The organism is Nonomuraea sp. PA05, from assembly GCF_008086045.1.
GTDB classification, from domain to species: Bacteria; Actinomycetota; Actinomycetes; order Streptosporangiales; family Streptosporangiaceae; genus Nonomuraea; species Nonomuraea monospora.
This window is the reverse complement of sequence record NZ_VSEY01000071.1, coordinates 17,946-39,461: the sequence shown is the minus strand read 5'-3', so window position 1 is coordinate 39,461 and position 21,516 is coordinate 17,946. Positions and strand designations below refer to the sequence as shown.

Genomic DNA, 21,516 nt, shown 5'->3' with positions numbered 1-21,516 from the left:
TCTTGTATCGTTCTGCATGTCGGGGGGGAACGGACACGGGAGACGACATGAACGCCGCGCAGATCCTCGCCAGCCAGGCCCACCTCACCGAGCAGGACCTCGCCGACTTCGCCTCCTTCCTCGACCCGGAGGCGCAGGAGCGGTTCTGGGCCGACGTCCAGGCCGCCCGCAACACCAAGTAGCCCCCCGCCCTGGGGCGGCCCCTCCGATCGGGGGAGGGGGCCGCCCCACCACCATCACCACCACCGAGCCGAAGGAGAGACGATCTTGACCACGCAGAAGGATCACGCCGCTGCAGTTGCCACAACGAAGTTCCAGGCCGAACGCGACGCTGCCGCCAACGCCGAGCGGCTCGCGTTCGTGAACGCCTGCAACGAGGACGAGCTGAAGGGGATGCTCGCGTTCCTCATCGGCTACTCGCCGACCGGGTTCGACCACACCGTCGAGATGGTGACCCGCGACCGTGCCATCCGCGCTCGCGTGCTGGGCGGGAACGCCTGATGTTCACGCAGCCCACCCCCTACACGGAGGCGGCGGCGCCGCTGTTCACGGTGCCGCAGCCGCCCGTCCACGCCCCCGCCGCGCCCGCCCCCGTCGCGTTCGAGCACCCGCCCACCATCGAGCAGCAGGCGATCCTGGACGCCGCCGCCGGCGGCGACCCCCTCGTCATCGAGGCCGGCGCCGGAACCGGCAAGACGTCCACGTTGAAGATGCTCGCCGCGGCCCAGCCGCGGCGGCGCGCCCTCTACCTCGCCTACAACAAGGCGATCGCGGAGGACGCCCGCGCCACCTTCCCGGCCAACACTCAGTGCTCTACCGCGCACTCGCTCGCCTTCCGGCAGGTGGGCCACCAGTTCAAGGACCGGCTCAACGGCCCCAGGCTGCCCGCGCGGGAGGTGGCGCGCTTCCTGCAGATCCCGGCCGTGCTCGACCTCGGCAAGCACGCCCTCACCTCCGTCAAGGTGGCCAGGATCGTGATGGACGCGATCAAACGCTTCTGCTACTCCGACCGTGACGAGCCGTCCGCCTGGCACATCCCGGACGTTCCCGGCCTGGAAGGCGACGGGATGACCCTGCTGCGCGAGCAGGCGTACCCGTTCATCTTGTGGGCGTGGGGGGACCTGCAGCGGCAGGACGGCCGGCTCAAGTTCGAGCACGACCACTACCTGAAAATGTGGGCGCTCACGAACCCGACGCTGCCCGCCGACGTCGTCTTCCTGGACGAAGCCCAGGACGCGAACCCGGTTATTTCCCGCATCGTCGAAGCCCAGACAGCGCAGCGCATCCTGGTCGGCGACCAGTCGCAGGCCATCTACGGGTGGCGCGGGGCGGTCGACGCCATGCAGGAGTTCGAGGGCGAGCACCTCTCCCTCTCCCAGTCGTTCCGGTTCGGGCAGCAGATCGCCGACACCGCCAACGAGTGGCTGCAGCTCCTGGACGCGCCGCTCCGGCTCACCGGCAACCCGGCCCGCGACTCGAAGGTGGGCGTCGTCGACCAGCCCGGCGCCGTCCTGTGCCGGACGAACGCGGGCGCGATCGGGCAGGCCATGTCGGCCCTCACACAGGGCTTGCGCCCGGCCCTGGTCGGGGGCGGCGCCGACATCCGCAACCTCGCCAGAGCCTGCCAGGACCTGCAAAACGGCCGCCCCACCGAACACCCCGAGCTGATGGCTTTTACCAGCTGGGATGAGGTGCGCGAGTACGCCGAACACGACGCCGGCGGCGCCGACCTCCGGACTCTGGTGAAACTCGTCGACGGGCACGGGCCCGCCGCGATCCTGCGTGTGGTCGACCAGCTGGTGGACGAGTCGAATGCCGACATCGTCGTCAGCACGGCCCACCGGGCGAAAGGCCGCGAGTGGGCGACGGTCCGCCTGGCGGCCGACTGGCAGGACCCGTACGACAAGGACGGCCGGTTGAACCGGTCCGAGGCGATGCTCTCCTACGTCGCGGTGACCAGGGCGAAGGACGTGCTCGACTGCCGCAACCTGAACGCGGCCAAGGCGGGCGGCACCGGCTTCCAGGTGCTCGTCGACGATGAGGAGACTCTCCACAGGCTGGAGGGGCCCGACCCGGTTATCCCCAGAACCGCGCTCGGCCCCACGGCGGGGGCCGCCGACCCGGCAGGCTCGCCCGCCATGAACATCACCGTCGCTCCGATCCCGTCCCACGACGTGCTCACACCGGACCCGCCCCGCGCCGACACCGACCTCCCGGCCGAGCTGGTCGGCTGGCTGCAGTACGCGAAGCAGGCCGCCGACAACGAGAAGCAGTGGAGGGAGGCCAAGGACGCCTCCCTCCAGAAGATCAAAGACTGGATGGGGGAGCGCGGCCTCGACGAGGCCACCGTCAACGGCAGACCGGCCGCCACCTGGCGCGAGTCGAAGACCTCCACCTACCTCGACGCCAAGAGCCTGGAGAAGGACCACCCCGACATTCACGCCGCCTACCAGCGCGAGAAGAAGGCTTCTCGCCCCTTCAACTTCGCAGGAGACTGGAAGTGAGCACGCCTCAGGGGCCGCACGGCCCCTACCAGTTCGCCATCAACACCGTCATGGTCGCCAAGCGCGACTGCTGGTGCGAGTACGTCGACATCGGCGTCGGCGACCAGAAGGTGCACGAGCACCCCGAGTGCCCGCGCTGCACCCGCGAGGGGGAGGCCGCCTGGTTCCTGGAGCAGCTGCTCCCGCACATCCTCAAGGCCGAGCACGACCGGGTCGAAAAGCTGCTGCACGAGCGGATCGAGAAGGTCACGTACGGCTCGAACTGGGATCAGGACCAGGGCTACAAGCAGGGCCTCGCCGACGCCGTCGGCATCATGCGGTACGTGCCCAAGGAGGGCGCCCCCGACAGGTGGCACCTGTGACGCCGGACGCTGCGCGGGTGCTCAAGTTGTTGGCGGCCGGGAAGACGACCCGGGAGGTTGCGGACGCGTCCTCGTGGCCGCGTGACCGGGTGGCTGCTCTCGCCCGCGCGCAGAAGGGTTGGCTGCTCGACACGGACACGGACCGCGTGTACGACCCGGACGGCGGCCCCGTCACCCTCCCCGCCGACGTCGCCCAGCTGGCCGACACGCACCTGCCGTACGAGCTTGTAGCCCGCGCCGAAGCGTCCGCCGACCCGCACCTGCGGAAGCTGGCCGCCACCGTGCGGGCCGCGCTCGGCGAGATCGGCGACCGCCTGGTGAACGCCCGCGAAGCCGCCCTGGTCGCCGAACGCATGGAACGCCTGCAGCGCGAGCTGGCCGAGTTGCAGGCCCGGCACCGGCAGTTGACCGGCGGACGGGGCGCGCCCGGCACGTCCGGCGCCAGGCCGGCCGACGCGAAGAAGCGGCGCACCGGCATCCGAAAGTGGGCCGCAGCGCAGGGCCTCGACTGCCCGGCCAACGGCCGCATCCCCAAACACATCGAGACCGCCTACGACCAAGCCCACGAAGGAGTCGAATGATCCCGTACGGAGTGATCACGGTGGCCGCGTTCCGGTCGGACGGGTCGGCGTTCATGCAGTCGTGGCAGATCTCCGACGACGACCGCGCCTTCATCGCCGACGTTCTCGCCGCCAAGCTGGGCAAGCCGCACTCGGAAACCGTCGCCAGCCCCGAGAACGTGTCCACGGTCGGCGGCATCGTCCTCAACGCGCCCGGCGCCGTCACCACCTACCGGGAGAAGCCGTGACCATCGACACCGCCAGTGAGTTGCGTCCCGCCGCTGCCCGGCTCCGGGAGGCGGCACGGAAGGCGACGCCGGGCCCGTGGACGGCCGAGCACCCGTCGTGGGCTGGAGAGAACGCCGTCCTCTCCACCGCCCTGAACGGGCACGCCGTCGCCGTGTGCGGCGAGGAGACGAAGGGCGCCGACCATCCGGCGTCGGCCGACGCGGCATGGATTGCACTCGCCTCCCCGCTCCTGGCCGAGCCGCTCGCCGCACTGCTGGAGCACTTCGCCGCCAAGTACGAGCGGCTCACCGAGGTGTTCGGGGACCCGCCCTCTGGACCGGCGCATCGTCTCGCGGCCGGTAAGCCCGAACTGTCCGTCGACTTCGCGCTGGCGGTCGCCCGGATCATCAACGGGCGGCAGCCGTGACAGCCGTCGCCTTCAGCCAGCCGGACGCGGGGTGGGCGTCTCCGCCCCTGTCCGGGCTGGCCGCCGCCATCGCCACCAACGTCGTCACCACCGTCAAGCAGGCCGGCGCGAACGCCCCCCGAAGCCTGCAGCGGACGATCGGCCCGTCCGAGATCGGCACCCCGTGCGTCAGACGCCTCGCGTACAAGCTGTGCGACTGGCCCGAGGTGAACAACGACTCGGACCCGTGGGCGTCCATCATCGGCACCGCGGTGCATTCGTGGATGGAGGAGACGTTCGCGGCCGAGAACCGCCGGTTGGGCCAGGAGCGTTACGTGATCGAGCGCCGCCTGCAGATCCGCGGCAACATCTACGGGCACGCAGACCTGTTCGACCGGGCGACTGGCACCAACATGGACTGGAAGTGTGTCGGCCTCGACCGGCTGCAGAAGTATCGGAAGGACGGGCCCGGCGAGCAGTACCGGATTCAGGCCCACCTGTACGGGCTCGGCCAGGAGAATGCCGGCGAGGCGGTGAACGATGTGGCGGTCGTCTTCCTGCCGCGCGGCGGGCGCATCGACGGCCTGCACGTGTGGACCGAACGGTACGACCGCAGCGTGGCCCTGGCCGCCCTGGACCGGCTCGACAACGTCATGACCGCCTTGACGCACCTGGACCCGCCCGAAAACCCGCAAGCCTGGGCGATGTTCCCCGCCAGCGATGCGTTCTGCACGTACTGCCCATGGTTCGCGCCGGGTTCGACGGACGCGTCCCGCGGCTGCCCTGGCGCCGGCGGGTGAACCGGCGGTGGACGCGTGGGAGCGGATGTGCGGCGGCAAAATCCGGCACCCGAACCGCGGCCGGGCGGTCTCCCACATGCGGGCGCTCGCCGCCGCCAAGAGGGCGGCCGTCACCCGCCTGAACGTGTACCGGTGCCCGATCTGCCTCGCCTGGCATGTCGGCCACCGGCGACGGCAGCAGCCTCCCGCACGGTGACGTACAGCCCGCCCAGAAACATTCATGCGTCGCCTTGCGTCACTGTGTACCGTCTTGTATCGTCTTTCTCACGGATCACAACGAACCGGATCACCTCGGATCGCCACGGAAGGATCACCATGTTCCAGCAGCCCAGCGCCGCCTCCGACTTCAAGGCCGCCGACCACGTCGGCCACCTCCTCCTCATCTACGTGCGCGAGCTCCGGCAGGGGATCGTCACCACGTACGGGGCGTCCGACGCCATCTCCTGCGACGTCGTCGTCCTCACCAACCAGCGCGGGCCCCGCTGCGAGACCGGCGTCCTGTTCTTCCAGAAGCCGCTCATCGGCTCCCTGCGCAACTCGATCGGCAAGGACCCCGTCCTCGCCCGCCTCGCCCAGGGCACCGCCAAGCCCGGCCAGTCCGCGCCGTACATCCTCAACCCGTACAGCGAGCAGGACGCCGCCTACGCCACCCAGTGGCTGCAGAGTGTGGGCGGCAACCCGTTCCAGACGGCGCCCGCCCTGCAGCAGCCCGCCACCCCGCAGGCTCCTCAGGCTCCGGTCGCGCCGCTCCCGCAGGCGGTCCCCGCGGCGCCTGCGGTCGCGTCCGCGCCGCTGCCGCAGGCTCCCGGCGTCCCTGCCGCCCCGCCCCAGTGGGCCGCCCCTGCCCAGGCGCCCACCCCCGCGCCGGTCCCCCAGCAGCCGCCGAACGCGGCCGAGGCGCAGGCGGCCATGGCCGCCCTCGGCATGACGCAGATGCCGCCCGCCCCCGCCCAGTGACCGGACGGCGGCCCTGAACCGGCCCCGGCAGGGATCCCTCCCCCTGCCGGGGCCGCACCCGTCTCCACCGTCGGCCGGTCAACCAACGCCCGAGCTTTAAGTCTCTTAGTCCCCAAGTAGCAGTCAGTCACTATTAGGAGAGCGGGGCCCACACCTTGAACGACCTGCTGCAGGCGGCGCTTCAGCTCCACGACGCGGGCTTGTGCGTCCTCCCGGCCGCCGCCGACGGCAGCAAACGCCCCGCCATCCCCTGGAAGGTCTTCCAGGTCGCCAGGCCGGTACGTCAGCAGGTCGAGGACTGGTTTAACGCCAGCCCGCCGCCGCAAGGGCTCGGCGTCGTCTGCGGGGAGGTGTCCGGCAACCTCGAAATGCTCGAGTTCGAAGGCCGCGCGGTCGCGGAGCAGGTGGCCGAGCATGCCACCCAGCTGGCCCACAAGTCCGGCCTCGCAGACCTGTGGCAGCGCATCACCTCCGGCTACATGGAGCTCACCCCCGGCGGCGGCATCCACATCCTGTACCGGGTCGACGGCGGCACGGTGGCCGGGAACACGAAACTGGCCCGCAGGCCGGCCACGCCGGAGGAGCTGGCCGCCAACCCCGACGACAAGGTGAAGGTTCTCATCGAGACGCGGGGGGAGGGTGGGTGGGTTGTGCTCGCCCCCTCCGCCGGTGCCGTCCACCCGACCGGGCGGGCCTGGCAGTTGCTCGCCGGCGGGCCCGACACGATCCCCACCATCACCGCCGCCGAACGGGATCTCCTCCACCAGTTGGCCGCCGTGTTCGACCGGATGCCAGCCACGGGAGAGGCCTCCGCCGCGCCCACCAGCACGCTGTTTTCGCAGCCCGCGCCCGCCTGGGACGACGAAGACGGTGTGAACCCGGGCACTGACTACAACGCCCGCACCTCGTGGGACGAGATCCTCATCCCCAGGGGGTGGACGCGTCTGTGGACCGACAGCGCCGGGGTCACCTACTGGCGGCGGCCAGGCAAGAACATCGGGACGAGCGCGACGACCGGGCTCAACGATGGCGACAACCTGTTCATCTTCTCCACCTCCGTCGCCCCCCTGGACGCTCACAGGCCTTACGACAAGTTTGGCGCCCTCGCCGTCCTCGACTACGGCGGCGACCACTCCGCCGCCGCGAGCGCGCTCTCCGCGGCCGGGTACGGGGTGCGCGCCGAGCGGACCGTCCCCGCCCCTGCGCCTGCGCCGCCGCCCGTCCACGGGAATCTCGCGCCCGTCGTGCAACTTCACCCGGACGGGCCGCCCCCGCTCACCGTCGTCGAGGAGCGCACCTACGCCCAAAGTGATGACGGCAACGCCCTGCACCTGGTGGACCGGTTCGGGGAGGTGATCCGGTACTGCCCGGAGCGGGGCAGGTGGCTGGCCTGGACGGGCGCCCGCTGGGAGTGGCAGCCGGTCGGCGGAGGCCTGGTCCGCGAGTACGGGAAGCGGGTAGCGCGCGGCCTGCCGGACGGGGAGAAGAAAGCCGTCCAGCACAAGCGGCACGCCCTGTCCAGCGCCGGGACGACCGCCATGCTCGCCCAGGCCCAGACGGACACGCGCGTCGTCGTGGGCTTCGACGACCTCGACAACCAGCCCTGGCAGCTCAACACCCCGGCCGGGATCGTCGACCTGCGCACCGGCATCCTCGGCCCCGCGGATGCCGCCATGCTGCACACGAAAGTCACCGCCTGCGCCCCCGACCCGGACGCCGACATGTCCAGGTGGCAGGCGTTCCTGGCCGACACGTTCGGCGAAGACCACGGGCTGGTCGCCTACCTGCAGCGCCTGGTCGGGTATTCCGCCACCGGGTCCGTGTCGAAGCACGTCCTGCCGTTCGCTGTAGGGAGCGGCGGAAACGGGAAAGGCGTATTCCTCGAATCGATTGTGGGCGTGCTTGGCGACTACGCGACCACCGCGCCGAGCGGCTTCCTTATGGCGAAAGCGAATATTCAGCACGAAACCGAGATTGCCCGTTTGGCCGGAATGCGGATGGTCGTCTGCTCGGAGGTGGCCGACGACGACCGGTTTGACGAAGTGAAAGTGAAACAGTTGACCGGCGGCGACACTTTGACGGCTCGTTTCATGCGGCAGGACCATTTCACGTTTAAACCGACACACCATTTGTGGCTGATGGGCAACAACCAGCCGTCCGTGCGGGCGGGCGGGCGCGCGTTCTGGCGCCGGTTGAGGTTGATCCCGTTCGAGCATGAGGTGCCGCCGGAGGCGATGATCGACGACTTGCAGGGCATCCTGGCCGGCGAGCACGGCCCCGCCCTGCTGGCCTGGATCGTCGCCGGGGCCGCCCTCTTCCACCAGGACGGCCTGCAAGAGCCCGACACGGTGAAGGCCGCCACCGACGGCTACGCGGCCGACCAGGACACGGTGAGCCGGTTCGTGGCCGAATGCTGCCGGATCGGCGGCGGCGAGCACGTGCAGATCAAAAAGTCGAAGCTGCGGGAGGCGTATGAGCGGTTCTGCTTCGACGAGGGCGCCACCCCGGTGAGTGCGAAGGCGCTCACTATGCAGCTGCGCAAGCACGGCGTCTCGGATGCGCGTGATTCGACCGCCCGCTCGTACGCGAACGTGTGCCTCTTCACCCCCGACCAAGATCATGACAGATCTTCGGATCCGTCACCGGATCCGTCACAGCCGCGCTTCTCGCCGCCCGCCGACGACGATAAGTACGGCGGGCCAGGATGGTGAACTCACTTCACGTCCAAGATTATGACAGGTTGGTGACGGATCCGTCATCGACCCGCCCGCACCGCCTCACCTGCAAGGATGCATCCTCAGAATCCAAGATCATGACGGATGACAGGTTTTCCCACATTCCCGCCCTTACGTGCGCGTGTATGCGCGCCCGCGTCACGCACGCGTGCAATAGCCGGGGAATACGGAGAAACCTGTCATCCGTCATGATCTTGAAGGCGGGGGGCTAAAGATGATCTCTAGTCCGGTGTCGCTCGCGATGTGCCGCCGGTGCGGCCAGCCGATCCTGTCCGGCGACAGCGAGGGCGTCTGGGTGCGCGCCGACCCGACACCGATCGACCCCCGGCAGGAGTTGGACGCGATCCTGGCCGGGCTCGCCACCTACGACCTGCACCCCCACGGGCTGCCCCGCCGGCCCTACCTGTGGCGGCGCAACAGCTTCCGCATCCGCGGCGAACGCAAATGGCAGGTTCTGCAGCAGCACCGGTGCCCGCCAGGCCGCCATATTGTGCCGCCGCCATCCCAGCCGACCGAACTGTATATCCCGTTCGCGTATTCGACCCCCGGCGACATCCCCCCATTCTGAGGAGGCTCCATTGCGTGAAATCGTGGCCACACACTTGGAATGGGTTATCGAATACTGGCCAGACCTGGTAGAGGCGCGCATGCCGCTCACCACGAAACCGTTGAAGCAGACCCGAACCATTTCCGGAGAGGAAATAGATCTCAGGGACGCGGCCGAGCATATTGAGCGCTACTTCCGCAACAACCTGGCGTGGGGGGAGTCGCTGGCCCCGGTCGACGTCGACATCCTGCAAACCATCCTGGACGTGCTCGTCTACGCCGACGACCTGGCCGCCGAACTCGGCCCGGAGATGCTGTGCCCGATCCTGGCCGCGCCCGGCCCCGGCCAGCTCGACGCCAGACCCTGGCTCCGGTACGCGCTCGCCCGGCTCCTGGAGCTGCCTGCCGGGGTGGCTGACGGGTGGTCGGAGTGGGTGTGGCCGCGAGTCGAACGCATCTACAAGCGGACCGCCGGCGCGCTCGCCGAGATCTACCACGGCCAGACGGTGAAGGTCGTCTGCCCCTGGTGCGACGGCAGGACGGAAGATCAGCCGGTCGGAGGGGCACACACCTGGCAGGTGGAGGTGCTGCCCAACAACCAGGTGGCGATCGTCTGCCACGGCACGAACTGCAACCCCCCGCCAGAGCATGTGACCACCTGGCTGTGGGGGAAACCGTGCTGGCCGATCACCGCATGGGAGAAGCTCGCCCAACGCCTCCAACCAGCGAGTTGACGAAGTTATCCACAGGATGCGATGATCTCGGCGGAGAAGTATGAGAAAAACCAGCCCCGCCCGCGTGCGGGGCTTCCGCATGTTCGGGGGTGAGCACGTGTGCCCCAGGGCAAGCCTCTCGACCAGCGCGTGGTCGTCGCCATCCTCGCCAGCATCGACGCAGGCAAAAGCCGAAACGAGGTCGCCCGCGAACACCAGGTCAGCGCCAGCACCGTAAGCCGGATCGCCGCCGCAAACGCACGCACCTTCGACCGGACCAAGACGAAGAACGCTACAGAGGCGGCCAAGGCCGACAATGCCGCGCTCCGCGCTTCGACGTCGCGCCGGTTTCTGGAGGAGGCGAACCGCTTCCTGGATGATCTGCATCGGCCGCACACCGTGTTCAACTTCGGCGGGAAGGACAACACCTTCAACTCGAAGGAGATGCCGGAGCCGCCGATCGCCGACAAGCGCAACCTGATCACGTCTGCGGCCGTCGCCATCGACAAGCATCTCGCCGTCGAGAAGCACGACAACTCGGGCGAGTCGAACGCGGCTGTGGACCGCTGGCTGACGGAGATGACGGGCCTGTGAACATCACCCCCCTGGTCGGCAAGCAGCGGCTCAGCGTCGAGCTGGCGACCGCCCGCCTCAACATCTGGGACGGCTCGGTCCGGTCCTCGAAGAGCATCAGCAGCCTGTTCAAGTGGATGAAGTTCGTCCGAGAAGCTCCGGCCGGCCCGCTGTTGATGGTGGGCAAGACCGAACGCACCCTGAAGCGCAACATCATCGACCCGCTGATCGAGATGTTGGGCGAAAAGCGCTGCAAGTACGTGGCCGGCTTGGGCGAGCTCCACCTGTTCGGCCGGCTCATCTACACGGTGGGCGCCTACAACGAGGGGTCCGAGGACAAGATCCGGGGCCTGTCGCTGGTGGGCGCGTACGTGGACGAGGCCAGCACCATCCCGGAGTCGTTCTGGGTGATGCTGCTCACCCGCCTGTCCATCCCCGGGGCGCAGCTGTACGCAACCACCAACCCGGAAGGCCCGCAACACTGGCTGCTGGTCGACTACCTGGAGAAGGCGCGCCTGTGGGTGGATCACGGCGGCCAGGTGCACCGCCAGGACGGCCCGGACACGCTCAACCTGCACAGGTTCTCGTTCATCCTGGCCGACAACCCGAACCTGACCCGCGAGTACATCGAAGACATTTCGGCGGAAGCTTCAGGCCTCTGGTACAAGCGGCTCATCCTCGGCCAGTGGGTGCTGGCGGAGGGCGTCATCTGGGAGTCCTGGGATCCCGCCCGCCACGTCGTCGCCGAGCTGCCCGCCATCCAGCAGTGGCTGTGCCTCACCGCCGACTACGGCACCACCAACCCGTTCCACGCCCTGTTGATCGGCCTCGGCCATGATGGGCGGCTGTACGTCGGGCACGAGTGGCGCTGGGATTCGAAGAAGCAGCGGGGCGCGCTGACCGACGCGGAGTACTCGGAGCGGGTGCGCGCCTGGGTGACTGGGCTGGGCATCAGCCCGCAGTACACGATCATCGACCCGTCCGCGAAATCGTTCCGTACCGAGCTGCACCGCGCGGGGTGGACGTCGACGATGGCCGACAACGAGGTCGAGGACGGCGTGCGCGATGTAGGCAGCCTCTTCGCCACCGGCCGCTTGCTGGTGCACAGCTCGTGCAAGGAGCTGATCAAGGAGATTCCCGGCTACTCGTGGGACCCGGAAGCGTCGGAGAAGGGCGACGACAAGCCGCTCAAGGTCAACGACCACGGCTGTGACGCGCTGCGGTATGGGATCAGGACGACGCGCAACATCTGGCACGGGCAGCTCGCCCCGCCGTCGAAGGCGGCTTGATTAGATCCATTCGCTGTCGCGCGAGTGCATCAACGTGAATGAAGTGGAGCGCCGCTCTACCGGTTAGTAGCTTGCGGGAATGTTGTCTTCTCCCAAGTAGCACCCAAGATCATTTACCGAGCCTTTGGAGACCCACGCCATGATCCCGATCACCGGCGGCATCGTCCGCTACCGAGGCAAGATCGGCCACCAGGCCGCACGCGCCGCGATCGTCACCGCCGACACCCGCACCCTCGACCCGCGCGGAGTCGAAGCCGGCCACGTGCCCGCCCTCGACTCCGACGGCCACGTGCATCTGTGGGTGTTCACCCCCGGCGATTCGGGAGGCTGGGCCGAGTACAACGTGCCGCCCGGCGACGGCCACGGCCAGTGGTCCCCGCAGCCGACCGCACGCCCCGCCGGGTGATGGTCTGCACCCACTGCGGGCTGGCCCTCACCGACGGCACGGCGATGTGGATGTGGAGCGCCGACCTCGACCGTGACCCGTTCTGCTCTGACGAGTGCATGGCCGCTGAGCAGACGCTCCGCGAGTTGACCGAGACCCACGTACGTCCCTGAGAGGAGCGCCCTCGATGCCGCTGCCGAGCGGTGGCGGCACGTGGCCGCCCCAACACCTCGCCCCCATCTACAACCACTACGCCATCCTCGACGCCTGGTACCAGGGCGACCCCGACCGGCTCGCCGCCATCTACACCGACCCCACCCAGCCCGCTAACCGGCCCTGGCAGCACCGCGGCGGCATCACCGGGTTCATCGGCCGCATGTTCTGGGGCCAACCCACACCCGCCGGCGAGAAGCGGGCGAAACTGCACGTGCCCGTCGCCTCCGACATCGCCACCATGTCCAGTGACCTGCTGTTCTCGGAGCCGCCGTCGATCACGTGCGAGAACGAGCAGACCCAGCAGCGCATCGACGACATGCTCCCCCAACTCCAGGCCACCCTCCTCGAAGGGTCCGAGGTCGGCGCGGCGCTGGGCGGCTACTACCTCAGAGCGGTCTGGGACGACAGCATCGCGCCACACCCGTGGCTCGCCTGCGTGCACGCCGACGCGGCAGTGCCGGAATGGCGGTGGGGCCGCCTCCACGCCGTCACGTTCTGGCGGGTGCTCGACCAGCCCGACACCAACACCTGCCTGTTCCACCTCGAACGGCACGAGCCCGGCCACATCTTGAACGGGCTGTACACCGGGTCGATCGGCAACCTCGGCAAGCAGCTCGCCCTCACCGACCATGCGGAGACGGCCAACCTGCGGCCGTCCGTCGAAACCCGCCTCGACCGGTGCACCGCCGTCTACGTCCCCAACATGCGGCCCCAACGCCAGTGGCGGAATTTCCCGGCCGGCGCCCCACTCGGCAGAAGCGACTTCGACGGGCCGACGCTCGGCATGATGGACTCCCTGGATGAGGTGTGGACGTCGTGGATGCGCGACATCCGGCTCGGCAAATCCAGGCTGATCGTCCCCCGCTCCTACCTGCAGTCCCTCGGCCGCGGCCAGGGCGCGTTCTTCGACCCGGACCGGGAACTGTACGAGGCGCTCGACGTGCTCGGCGGGGATGACCGCATGGAGATCTCCGCCCAACAGTTCGCGATCCGCTACGAGGAGCACCGCGAGACGGCCGCCGAACTCCTCGCCGCCATCCTCCGCGCCACCGGCTACTCCGCCCAGTCCTTCGGCCTGTCCGGCGAGGTGGCGATCACCGCCACCGAGGTGGCCGCCAAGGAACGCAGGTCGCTGATCACGAAGAACCGGAAAGGGCTCTACACGATCCCCGAACTCGCGGACGGGATCGAGATGCTGCTCGAACTCACCGCGGCCATGTTCCCGCAGCAGGCGGTCGAGGTGGAGAAGCCCACCATCACCCTCGCCGACAGCGTCAGCCCGGACCTGCTGCAGCTCGCTCAGACAGCCGAACTCATGCGGCGCGCGGAGGCCGCGAGCGACGACACCCTCGTACGGCTCTTGCACTCGGACTGGGACGAAGACCAGGTGGCCGAAGAGGTGCAGAAGATCGCTGACGCCCGCCCGAAGCCGATGGAGGATCCGTTCGCGCTGCCCGGCGAGATGACCGGCCCCGAGGGCGAAGAGGACCAAGACGAACCGCCGGCCGGGGGCGAGTAGGCCGGGGAGGTCACCGTGGCTGTTGACCAGGACCTCCTCGACCGCGTCGCCGCCACCGTCGCTGACCTGTACCGCGAGGTAGAGACCGCGCTCGTGCGCACGGTCGCCCAGCAGCTGCGCAAGGACCTTGCAGGGGATGAGCAGCCGCAGACGGTCGCCTTCTACCAGGAGAAGCTGGACGCCGTACGCAAGCTGCAGGCCAGCGCGCGGCTGATCCTGGCCAGCTTGCAGGAGCGCCGCGCCCGCATCATCCGCGAAGCCATCGCGAAGGCGTACCGGTCCGGCCGGGACGGCGCGGTCGCAGACCTCCCGCAGAGGTGGTTTCCGCGCTCGGGTGTCGGCCAGCGTGCGCGCCAGGCCGTCGCCGTCATCCCCAACGCCAGGGTGTTGGAGAACATCGCCCAGGCGCTGCACCGGGATGTGGGCCGCGTCGACCAGAACATCCTCCGAGCCCCGATCGACGCGTACCGTGCCGTCCAGGCCGGGGCCGCGGCCAGGATCGTCTCCGGCGCGTTCACCCGCAGGGAGGCGAGCCAAGCCGCGTGGCAGCGGCTGATCGACAAGGGCATCACCAGCTTCACGGACCGCGCCAACCGCATCTGGAAGCTGTCCTCGTACGTGGAGATGCTGGCCCGCACGAACGCCCAGCGCGCCGCCGTGCAAGGCCAGACCGACCGGCTCGCCGAGCTGGACATCGATCTCGTGTACATCTCCGACAACGTGCAAGAGTGCAAGTTGTGCAGGCCGTTCGAGTCGAAGGTGCTCAGGCGGGACGACGGGCCGGTCGGCAAGGTGCAGGTCGAGCATGCGACGCAGGACGACGTCATGGTTACCGTCGACGTCATCGACACCATGGCGGGCGCGATGGCGAAGGGCCTGTTCCACCCCAACTGCAGGCATTCTGCGTCCGCCTACCTGCCCGGGATCACCACGCTGAAGAAGGGGACGGCCGACCCGGAAGGCGACCGCGCCCGCCAGAAGCAGCGCTACCTGGAACGGCGGATCCGGGCCGCGAAAGAGCAGGCCGTCGGCGCCCTCACCCCGGAGGCGAAGAAGGACGCCACCGCCCGCGTGCACGCCGCCCAGCAGGCGCTCCGAGCGCATCTGGCCGCCCACCCGTTCCTGAAGCGCCTGCCGTACCGGGAGCAGATCGGTGCCGGCAACCTGCCGAGCGGGAAGGGCCCGAAGGGCGGCCCCGTCCAGGACCTGGCGCCGCCCGTCCAGCAGGAGCTGGACACCACCCCGGCGGCGCGGCTTGAACCTCCCGTCCTGGCGCCCGCGCGCACACCCGAACCGGAGCCTGTGCGGGAGCGTGCGCCGACCTTGGCTGAGCGCGTCGCCTCCGGCGAGCAGTCCCGTACCGAGCTCGGCGGCGGCATGTACGGCGACACCAGCCTCGTCACCCTCGCCGACGGCTCCAAGGCCGTCCACAAGGTGGCGAAACGAACCCACCTCGCTGACGATGCGGTCGATCAGGTCGACGCCGAGCAGCTCGGCGGGCAGGTCGCCCGCGCGCTCGGCCTGCCCGCGCCGGAAGTGCTGCGGGTCGGCCCGGTCGAGATGTGGCAGGAGTTCATGCCCGGCACCCTCGCCGCGAAAGCGAAGAAGCCGGCCGGGTTCCTCACCTCGGATGACGGCTGGCGGATGGCGCTGCTGGATGCGCTCATCGACTATCCGGACCGGCACTCCTACAACTGGCTCATCCACAAGGGCCGGCCCGTCTCCATCGACCACGGGCTCGCCTTCCGCTACCTGGACCGCGGCCTCAACCCCGTCACTGACGGGCGGCCGATCGTGCACGAGCTCGGCCCGTTCGAGAAACTCCTCATACGGGACACGTCGGACGGTGCCGGGGTCGGCGAGTGGGTCGACAACGACCTGCACCCGGACGACATCGCGGAAGCCCGGCAGCGGCTCACCGCCCTCCGAGGAGAGTTTGATCGGCTCGGCCGGCGCGCCTGGTGGGAGGCGATGATGGCCCGCCTGGACGCGATCGCACCGCACGCGAAGGGCACGACACGGAGAATCGCCGGATGATGCTCGAACTCGTCGACGCCGACGGCGCCGTCCTCGACACCATCCGCCTCGACGACGCCGGCCTGCTCGTGTACGACACCGGCGAAGCCGGTGAGGTGATCGAAGCGCTGCGCGCCCGCACCCCCGACTCCACTGACCGGGCGGTGTTCGAGGCGCTCGCGGCGGGCGGCTGGTCGAACGGCTACGCCACCATCCGCCCCGCCTGAACGTCCGCCACACCGGTGGCGGCTCCCGGCCCGCACGGGCCACCCATCCGATCCCGCACGGGAGCATCCATGCACACCACCATCACCATGCCGGGCGCCGTCATCGGCTACCGGCGCGACGGCCGCCCCATCCGCCTCCAAGCAGGCGGTTCTGAGGGCGCACCCGAGCAGCCGCCGACCGGCGAGGGTGGCCAGCCACCCGAGAACCCGCCCGCCGAGCAGCCGCAGGCCGCCCCTCCCGCACGGGAGGAGACGGACTGGAAGGCGATGGCCCGCCAGTGGGAGCGCCGGGCGAAGGAGAACAGCAAGGCGGCCGACGACCTGGCCAAGCTCAAGCAGCAGTCGATGAGCGACCAGGAGAAGGCCGTCGAGCAGGCCCGCGTCGAGGGCCGCACCGAGGCGGCGCGCGAGCACGGCAAGCAGCTGGCCGAAGCCCAGTTCGACGCCGCCCTGGCACGCAAGGGCCTTGACCTGGGCGACGCGGCCGACCTGATCGACAAGTCGCGGTTCGTCAACGACGACGGCACCGTCGACAAGGACGCCATCGCCAAGGCGGTCGCCAAGCTGGCCAAGCTCACCCCCAAGACCCCGTCCTCTTCGGGTGGGGATTTCGGCGGAGGCAACGGTCAGGGCGCACCCCCGAAAAATCTGCGCGAGCAGATCCGCGAAGCCGAACAGGCGGGCGACTGGAAGCTCTCGCGGCAGCTCAAATCCCAGCTCGCGCTCTCGCAAACCACCCAGTAACCGTTAGGGCCAGGCGTCGCGCCTGCCCGACCTCATGAGAGGAGACCCGCGTGGCGGGTATCACCGGGCAGGGCGACACCTTCGACCTGCCGAACTACGTCGGCGAACTCTTCGCCGTCACTCCCGAGGACACGCCGTTCCTGTCCGCGATCGGCGGCCTGACCGGCGGCGAGTCCGCGAACGCCACCCTGTTCCAGTGGCAGGGCTACGACCTTCGCGACGCCAGCGCCACCAGGCAGCGGCTGGAGGGCGCCGACGCCCCCACCGCGGAGGCGCGCACCCGCTTCAACGTCACCAACGTGGTGGAGATCCACACCGAGGCGCTCGAACTCTCCTACACCAAGCTGGCGGCGACCGGCCAGTTCAACAGCACGGGCTCCTCGCACCCGGGCCAGGCCGGCCTCTCGGGGTCGAACCCGGTGCTGAACGAGCTCGACTGGCAGATCCAGCAGCACCTGAAGCAGATCGCCCGCGACGTCGAAAAGTCGTTCATCATCGGCACGTTCAACAACCCGGGCACCAACGCCAGCGCGCGCCGCACGCGCGGCATTCTGCAGGCGACCGAGACGAACGCCGCCACGCACGGCACCACGGTCGGCACCGCCACCATCGAGTCCGACAATGAGACCTTCACTCTGGCCGCCCACGGGCTCGCGGCCGGCGATCAGGTCGTGGTGCACACCCTCACCGGCGGCGCCACCTCGGTGCTGACCGAGGACACCATCTACTACGTCCGCTCCGACGTCGCCACGAACACGTTCACCCTGGCCGCCCGGCCCGGCGGTGCGGCGATCGCGTTCGCGACGGACGGCGGCGCCGTCGTGGTCGAACCCACCCCGCTGACGGACGCCATCATCTTCGACCTGCTGCAGCAGGTGTGGGAGAACGGCGGCATCCAGGAGTCGGAGACGGCTACGGTCGTCGTCGGCGCCAGCCTCAAGCGCGCCCTGACGAAGATTTTCATCAAGGACCGCAACTTCCAGGAGACCACCCGCACAGTCGGCGGCGTGTCGCTGATGACGTTCGAGTGCGACTTCGGCCGCCTCAACCTCATGCTCGACCGCCACATGCCCACCTCCACGCTCGCCGTCGTCAGCCTGGAGGAGTGCTCGCCGGTGTTCCTGCCGATCCCCGGGAAGGGCTTCCTGTTCGTGGAGGAGCTGGCCCGCACCGGCGCCGCCGAGAAGAGGCAAATCTACGGTGAGATCGGGCTCCGCTACGGCAACGAGAAGACGCACGGCAAGCTGCTCCGCGTGGGCGCCCCCGCCGGCGCCTGACCGATGGCCGTCTTCCACTGCGGGCGCTTCCCCCACGGGAACGTGCCCATCCGCACCACCGCCGGCATGGTCGTCTTCGTCGACGGCCAGGCCGCGGTGGACGATCCCGAGCAGGCTCAGGCGTTGCGTGAGGTGCCGCCCGTGTTCGAGATCACCGAGGACGTGGAGGCGGGCGGGGACCACGGGCCCGCCCCCTCCACCCCGGGCCGCCGGCCCGCCCAATCCGCGTCGAAAGTCGACTGGGCCGCATGGGCGGTGCGGCACGGCATGAGCGCCGAGCAGGCCGACGACCTCACCAAAGCCCAGCTCATCGCGCTGGCCGACGAACTGGATAAGGAGTAGGCATGGCGCGCACCGCCATCACCGCCTCGACCACGCTCACCGAGGCCGGTATCGACCCGCTCGCCGTCGACGCCGCCATCGAAGCCACCGACGGCAACTCGTTCCCGTGGCGGGAGCACCGGCTGCTGTTCGTCAACAACGGTGACGATGCCGCCGTCACCCCCACCTTCCTCACCCCCGGCACCGTGGGTCGGCAGTCGCTGCCGATCACCGACTTCGCCGCGGGCGCCTGCCCGGCCGGCGCGTGGCGGGTGTATGGGCCGTTCGGGCCGGAGTTCCGGCAGGCCGACGGCAGCGTGCACGTCAACTGGGGCGGCACCACCATCACCGGCGTCACCGCGGCAGTCCTCGACGCCTGACCTTTGATCGTGCGGGCGGGGAGCAGGTGTCGGGACCGCTGAGGGTGCCCCCGCCCGCGCCCAACCCGTGAGGAGGTGCGCCGTGGCGTACGCCACCGTGGATGACCTCGTACCCGCCTACCTCGCCACCGCGCCCGCCAACGCCAGCCTGCTGCTGGCCAGGGCGTCGCGCGACGTCGACCAGGCGCTGCTCACCGCCGTCTATCCCGTCGACGACGCCGGGATGCCGACTGAGCCAGCGCACGTCACTGCGCTGATGGAAGCCACCTGCGAGCAGGTGGCGGCGTGGGCGGCGGCGGGCGAGGACGGGACGGGCGCCACCACCGTGTGGGACGACGTCCAGATCGGCTCCGTACGGCTGGCCCGGCGGGGGGCGCAGGCCGGGGGCGGGCAGACTGGCTCGGCTGCCCGCCCCCTCGCCCCCCAAGCCTGGAGTGTGCTGCAGCAGGCCGGGCTGACCGGCCACGAGCCGTACACGTACATCCCGTGCACGGAGGCCGCCGATGGGTAGCCTCCCGCCGTTCCTGCTCCGCCACACCGTGATCGTGGAGCCGTTCGAGGGCAACGGGCCCATCGGGCCGGAGTACGGAGAGCAGACCGTGGTGAGGTGCTTCGTCGAGGAGAAACGCCGCCTCGTACGGGATGCGGCCGGCGTCGAAGTCGTCTCCGAAACCACCATCTACGCGCCGCTCGACACGGTGTGCCCGGCCGAATCCCGGGTGACCGTCAACGGGCGGGCCACCGTGGTGATCGTGTCCGCGCGCCGGGACGGCGGCGGCCTCCCCACCCCCGACCATCTCGAAGTCGCCTGCAAGTAGAAGGGGGCGGCCATGCCGCAGCGCAGCACGCTGAAGCTCAACACCGGCGACCTCGACGCCCGCCTGGAGAAGGGCGCCGTCAAAGGCCTCGGCATCGCCTTGGAGCACCTGCTACAGGCGTCGCGCGAGGAAGTGCCGCACGAGGAAGGGACGCTCGAACGGTCGGGCACGACCTCGGTGGACGCGAGCGCGTTGGAGGGCGCCGTCTCCTACGACACTCCGTACGCGGTCATCCAGCATGAGGCCTTGGATTTCAAGCACGACGCCGGGCGGAAGGCCAAGTACTTGGAGGACCCGTTCGACGCTGAGGCGGGCACCATGAACGAGCTGATCGCGGCCCAGGTCCGGCGGAGCCTGCGGTGAGCTGGACGACCGACATCCTGACGGCGATCGCTGTACGCCTGCACGTCCAGGGTGTTGGCCGGTGGATCCCGCCCGGCACTGGCACCTACCAGCCCGCCGACATCGCCATCCTGCTCGGCCGTCTTCCCAGCACCCCTGACCGGGCCATCGCCTTGGCCGCCTACGGCGTCGACCAGTTCGCCGACGACCCGGTCAACACGGACGGCACCCAGGCCGTGCAGCTGCGCATCCGCGGCACCACCGACCCGCGCGTCGCCGACGCGATCGCGGACGCCTGCTTCGACGCGCTGCAGGGCTGGCAGGCGCCGCAGGCCGGGATCCTGCTGTGCACGCGGCGGATCAACGCCCCCATGGGGGTGGACGGCAACAACAGGTGGGAGCGGGCCGACTCCTACCACCTCAACGTGCACCGACCGACCACACTCCGCCCCGGATAGGGAGATCACACATGGCAACCCGTTCACTCCTGGCGTCCGGGTGGGCGCTCGACGTCAACACCGGGACGACCGCGTCGCCCGTGTGGACGCCGGTCAAGGGCATGACCCAGTTCAAGGAAACCATCGAGTCGACCATGGAGGACGACTCCGACTTCGACTCCAACGGTTGGGGATCCGACCAGGTCACCCAGCGCAAGTGGCGGCTCGAAACGGAGGGCAAGCGGAAGAGGGACGCCGACAACTTGGCCACCTTCATCGCCGACCCGGGCCAGCAGGCCATCCTTGACGCCGGCAACCTGGTCGGTATCGGCTCGAACATCGAGATCCGCTACTACCGGCGGGACGGCGCGCCGGACGCGTGGCAGGGCGACGTCACCGTCGACTACGGCGGCGGAGGCGGCGGCGTCACCGAGTTGGAGCCGTTCAACTTCACCCTCAACGGTCAGGGCGAGCGCACCGCCATCACCAACCCGGCAGCATAGGAGGGCAACCGAGCCATGCCCCGATTCCCCCAACTCGCCGCCTCCATCGGCGAACCCCTCTACCTGCCCGTACCGCTCCCTTCCGGGCAGGTGAAGGAGTACGCGGTGCCGCCCGCCGACGCCGAGACGTGGACGCAGCTCACCACCCGGTTCGCGGCCAGCGGCGACGACGACGTCATCGACGACCCCACCGAGGCCGACCTGTACCGCCGCTGGCTCGGCCCCGTCTACGACGAGCTGGAAGCCGACGGCGCCGCCTGGGAGCAGATCCGCCGGTGCGGGGTGACCGTGTTCGCCTGGCACGTCCACGGCGAAGAGGCCGCACTCCGCGTCTGGGAGGGCGGCCTCCCAAAACCACGATCGACCTCGACGACCGTCGAGACGGAGACCCCGGCGGAGGACCGGTCGACCCCGCAACCGGCCTCCGCGAATGGTACGACCCGGAGCCGGAAGACGGCGGGATCACGTGGGCGGACATCTTCGACCGGTGGCTCTACGTCGAAGCGGACCTCCACCAGTTCTACGGCATCGACCTCGGCACCCCCGGCCTCCTCAGACAGCGGACCGGCCACTGGCTGAGGGCCCGCATCCTCGGACTCCTCGCCGAACCCCGGTCGCGGCTGCACCGCGTGTTCCGCGCCCGCGAGCAGGAACACAG

The 21,516-nt window shown here is 69.6% G+C and carries 29 protein-coding genes; all 29 read left to right on the top strand.

The features are described from left to right. The first annotated feature begins 47 nt into the window (after positions 1-47). The 29 genes from FXF51_RS63350 (at position 48) to FXF51_RS61585 (ending at position 21,437) form a co-directional block, all read left to right on the top strand. Positions 48-182: a hypothetical protein gene (locus FXF51_RS63350; protein WP_262380565.1), complete on the top strand. Its 135-nt coding sequence runs from the start codon at positions 48-50 to the stop codon at positions 180-182. A gap of 85 nt (positions 183-267) precedes the next feature. Then, entirely contained in the window at positions 268-501 is a 234-nt protein-coding gene (locus FXF51_RS56900; protein ID WP_148443227.1) for a hypothetical protein, read from the top strand. Further along, complete coding sequence (locus FXF51_RS56895; RefSeq protein ID WP_148443226.1) at positions 501-2,504, top strand: UvrD-helicase domain-containing protein; 2,004 nt, start codon at positions 501-503, stop codon at positions 2,502-2,504. Before FXF51_RS56900 ends, FXF51_RS56895 begins: the two co-directional genes overlap by 1 nt. Further along, on the top strand, positions 2,501-2,866 hold the full coding sequence (locus FXF51_RS56890; RefSeq protein ID WP_148443225.1) for a hypothetical protein: 366 nt from the start codon (positions 2,501-2,503) through the stop codon (positions 2,864-2,866). Before FXF51_RS56895 ends, FXF51_RS56890 begins: the two co-directional genes overlap by 4 nt. A 17-nt stretch (positions 2,867-2,883) precedes the next feature. Continuing rightward, complete coding sequence (locus FXF51_RS56885) at positions 2,884-3,447, top strand: histone-like nucleoid-structuring protein Lsr2 (protein ID WP_148443224.1); 564 nt, start codon at positions 2,884-2,886, stop codon at positions 3,445-3,447. Next, positions 3,444-3,674: a hypothetical protein gene (locus tag FXF51_RS56880; protein ID WP_148443223.1), complete on the top strand. Its 231-nt coding sequence runs from the start codon at positions 3,444-3,446 to the stop codon at positions 3,672-3,674. The genes FXF51_RS56885 and FXF51_RS56880 overlap by 4 nt, the downstream gene beginning before the upstream one ends. Beyond that, positions 3,671-4,081 carry a hypothetical protein gene (locus FXF51_RS56875; protein ID WP_148443222.1) on the top strand — a complete coding sequence of 137 codons (411 nt, stop codon included), beginning with the start codon at positions 3,671-3,673 and terminating at the stop codon, positions 4,079-4,081. Before FXF51_RS56880 ends, FXF51_RS56875 begins: the two co-directional genes overlap by 4 nt. Further along, complete coding sequence (locus FXF51_RS56870; RefSeq protein WP_222871945.1) at positions 4,078-4,860, top strand: hypothetical protein; 783 nt, start codon at positions 4,078-4,080, stop codon at positions 4,858-4,860. The genes FXF51_RS56875 and FXF51_RS56870 overlap by 4 nt, the downstream gene beginning before the upstream one ends. A 315-nt stretch (positions 4,861-5,175) precedes the next feature. After that, on the top strand, positions 5,176-5,817 hold the full coding sequence (locus FXF51_RS56865; RefSeq protein ID WP_148443221.1) for a hypothetical protein: 642 nt from the start codon (positions 5,176-5,178) through the stop codon (positions 5,815-5,817). A gap of 155 nt (positions 5,818-5,972) precedes the next feature. Continuing rightward, a complete protein-coding gene (locus FXF51_RS56860; RefSeq protein ID WP_148443220.1) occupies positions 5,973-8,528 on the top strand; it encodes a phage/plasmid primase, P4 family in 2,556 nt (851 codons plus the stop codon). A gap of 238 nt (positions 8,529-8,766) precedes the next feature. Further along, complete coding sequence (locus FXF51_RS56855) at positions 8,767-9,120, top strand: hypothetical protein (protein ID WP_148443219.1); 354 nt, start codon at positions 8,767-8,769, stop codon at positions 9,118-9,120. 10 nt (positions 9,121-9,130) lie between these two features. Continuing rightward, a complete protein-coding gene (locus FXF51_RS56850; protein ID WP_148443218.1) occupies positions 9,131-9,832 on the top strand; it encodes a hypothetical protein in 702 nt (233 codons plus the stop codon). A 99-nt stretch (positions 9,833-9,931) separates the two neighbouring features. Then, entirely contained in the window at positions 9,932-10,405 is a 474-nt protein-coding gene (locus tag FXF51_RS56845; RefSeq protein WP_148443217.1) for a helix-turn-helix domain-containing protein, read from the top strand. Further along, entirely contained in the window at positions 10,402-11,673 is a 1,272-nt protein-coding gene (locus FXF51_RS56840; RefSeq protein WP_148443216.1) for a PBSX family phage terminase large subunit, read from the top strand. Before FXF51_RS56845 ends, FXF51_RS56840 begins: the two co-directional genes overlap by 4 nt. A gap of 139 nt (positions 11,674-11,812) precedes the next feature. Continuing rightward, on the top strand, positions 11,813-12,079 hold the full coding sequence (locus FXF51_RS56835; RefSeq protein ID WP_148443215.1) for a hypothetical protein: 267 nt from the start codon (positions 11,813-11,815) through the stop codon (positions 12,077-12,079). Then, the gene (locus tag FXF51_RS61590; RefSeq protein ID WP_187415139.1) at positions 12,076-12,231 is read left to right on the top strand and encodes a hypothetical protein; all 156 of its coding nucleotides are present in this window, start codon (positions 12,076-12,078) and stop codon (positions 12,229-12,231) included. Before FXF51_RS56835 ends, FXF51_RS61590 begins: the two co-directional genes overlap by 4 nt. A 14-nt stretch (positions 12,232-12,245) precedes the next feature. Continuing rightward, complete coding sequence (locus FXF51_RS56830) at positions 12,246-13,793, top strand: hypothetical protein (protein WP_222871944.1); 1,548 nt, start codon at positions 12,246-12,248, stop codon at positions 13,791-13,793. A 15-nt stretch (positions 13,794-13,808) separates the two neighbouring features. Continuing rightward, on the top strand, positions 13,809-15,830 hold the full coding sequence (locus tag FXF51_RS56825) for a phage minor capsid protein (protein WP_148443214.1): 2,022 nt from the start codon (positions 13,809-13,811) through the stop codon (positions 15,828-15,830). Further along, positions 15,827-16,036, top strand: a complete 210-nt coding sequence (locus FXF51_RS56820) for a hypothetical protein (RefSeq protein ID WP_148443213.1) — start codon at positions 15,827-15,829, stop codon at positions 16,034-16,036. Before FXF51_RS56825 ends, FXF51_RS56820 begins: the two co-directional genes overlap by 4 nt. A gap of 69 nt (positions 16,037-16,105) precedes the next feature. Next, on the top strand, positions 16,106-16,780 hold the full coding sequence (locus FXF51_RS56815) for a hypothetical protein (protein ID WP_148443212.1): 675 nt from the start codon (positions 16,106-16,108) through the stop codon (positions 16,778-16,780). Positions 16,781-16,830: 50 nt separating this feature from the next. Then, positions 16,831-18,057: a DUF5309 family protein gene (locus FXF51_RS56810; protein ID WP_148443211.1), complete on the top strand. Its 1,227-nt coding sequence runs from the start codon at positions 16,831-16,833 to the stop codon at positions 18,055-18,057. A 3-nt stretch (positions 18,058-18,060) separates the two neighbouring features. Continuing rightward, positions 18,061-18,399 (top strand): hypothetical protein, encoded by a 339-nt coding sequence (locus tag FXF51_RS56805; RefSeq protein ID WP_148443210.1) that lies wholly within the window; start codon positions 18,061-18,063, stop codon positions 18,397-18,399. Between the two features lie 2 nt (positions 18,400-18,401). Further along, positions 18,402-18,758: a hypothetical protein gene (locus FXF51_RS56800; protein ID WP_148443209.1), complete on the top strand. Its 357-nt coding sequence runs from the start codon at positions 18,402-18,404 to the stop codon at positions 18,756-18,758. 82 nt (positions 18,759-18,840) lie between these two features. After that, entirely contained in the window at positions 18,841-19,269 is a 429-nt protein-coding gene (locus FXF51_RS56795) for a hypothetical protein (protein WP_148443208.1), read from the top strand. Next, positions 19,262-19,576 carry a hypothetical protein gene (locus FXF51_RS56790; protein WP_148443207.1) on the top strand — a complete coding sequence of 105 codons (315 nt, stop codon included), beginning with the start codon at positions 19,262-19,264 and terminating at the stop codon, positions 19,574-19,576. The genes FXF51_RS56795 and FXF51_RS56790 overlap by 8 nt, the downstream gene beginning before the upstream one ends. 12 nt (positions 19,577-19,588) lie before the next feature. Next, on the top strand, positions 19,589-19,939 hold the full coding sequence (locus FXF51_RS56785; RefSeq protein WP_148443206.1) for a hypothetical protein: 351 nt from the start codon (positions 19,589-19,591) through the stop codon (positions 19,937-19,939). After that, positions 19,936-20,376, top strand: a complete 441-nt coding sequence (locus FXF51_RS56780; RefSeq protein WP_148443205.1) for a minor capsid protein — start codon at positions 19,936-19,938, stop codon at positions 20,374-20,376. Before FXF51_RS56785 ends, FXF51_RS56780 begins: the two co-directional genes overlap by 4 nt. 11 nt (positions 20,377-20,387) lie before the next feature. Further along, entirely contained in the window at positions 20,388-20,858 is a 471-nt protein-coding gene (locus FXF51_RS56775) for a phage tail tube protein (RefSeq protein WP_148443204.1), read from the top strand. A 15-nt stretch (positions 20,859-20,873) separates the two neighbouring features. Continuing rightward, positions 20,874-21,437, top strand: a complete 564-nt coding sequence (locus FXF51_RS61585) for a hypothetical protein (RefSeq protein WP_187415138.1) — start codon at positions 20,874-20,876, stop codon at positions 21,435-21,437. Positions 21,438-21,516 lie beyond the last annotated feature (79 nt).

Excerpts from the sequence above, each read along its gene's own strand:
- FXF51_RS63350 (WP_262380565.1), top strand. The coding sequence starts at position 48 with ATGAACGCCGCGCAGATCCTCGCCAGCCAGGCCCACCTCACCGAGCAG.
- FXF51_RS56895 (WP_148443226.1), top strand. The coding sequence starts at position 501 with ATGTTCACGCAGCCCACCCCCTACACGGAGGCGGCGGCGCCGCTGTTC.
- FXF51_RS56880 (WP_148443223.1), top strand. The coding sequence starts at position 3,444 with ATGATCCCGTACGGAGTGATCACGGTGGCCGCGTTCCGGTCGGACGGG.
- FXF51_RS56865 (WP_148443221.1), top strand. The coding sequence starts at position 5,176 with ATGTTCCAGCAGCCCAGCGCCGCCTCCGACTTCAAGGCCGCCGACCAC.
- FXF51_RS56855 (WP_148443219.1), top strand. The coding sequence starts at position 8,767 with ATGATCTCTAGTCCGGTGTCGCTCGCGATGTGCCGCCGGTGCGGCCAG.
- FXF51_RS56835 (WP_148443215.1), top strand. The coding sequence starts at position 11,813 with ATGATCCCGATCACCGGCGGCATCGTCCGCTACCGAGGCAAGATCGGC.
- FXF51_RS56830 (WP_222871944.1), top strand. The coding sequence starts at position 12,246 with ATGCCGCTGCCGAGCGGTGGCGGCACGTGGCCGCCCCAACACCTCGCC.
- FXF51_RS56820 (WP_148443213.1), top strand. The coding sequence starts at position 15,827 with ATGATGCTCGAACTCGTCGACGCCGACGGCGCCGTCCTCGACACCATC.
- FXF51_RS56815 (WP_148443212.1), top strand. The coding sequence starts at position 16,106 with ATGCACACCACCATCACCATGCCGGGCGCCGTCATCGGCTACCGGCGC.
- FXF51_RS56805 (WP_148443210.1), top strand. The coding sequence starts at position 18,061 with ATGGCCGTCTTCCACTGCGGGCGCTTCCCCCACGGGAACGTGCCCATC.
- FXF51_RS56800 (WP_148443209.1), top strand. The coding sequence starts at position 18,402 with ATGGCGCGCACCGCCATCACCGCCTCGACCACGCTCACCGAGGCCGGT.
- FXF51_RS56790 (WP_148443207.1), top strand. The coding sequence starts at position 19,262 with ATGGGTAGCCTCCCGCCGTTCCTGCTCCGCCACACCGTGATCGTGGAG.
- FXF51_RS56785 (WP_148443206.1), top strand. The coding sequence starts at position 19,589 with ATGCCGCAGCGCAGCACGCTGAAGCTCAACACCGGCGACCTCGACGCC.
- FXF51_RS56775 (WP_148443204.1), top strand. The coding sequence starts at position 20,388 with ATGGCAACCCGTTCACTCCTGGCGTCCGGGTGGGCGCTCGACGTCAAC.
- FXF51_RS61585 (WP_187415138.1), top strand. The coding sequence starts at position 20,874 with ATGCCCCGATTCCCCCAACTCGCCGCCTCCATCGGCGAACCCCTCTAC.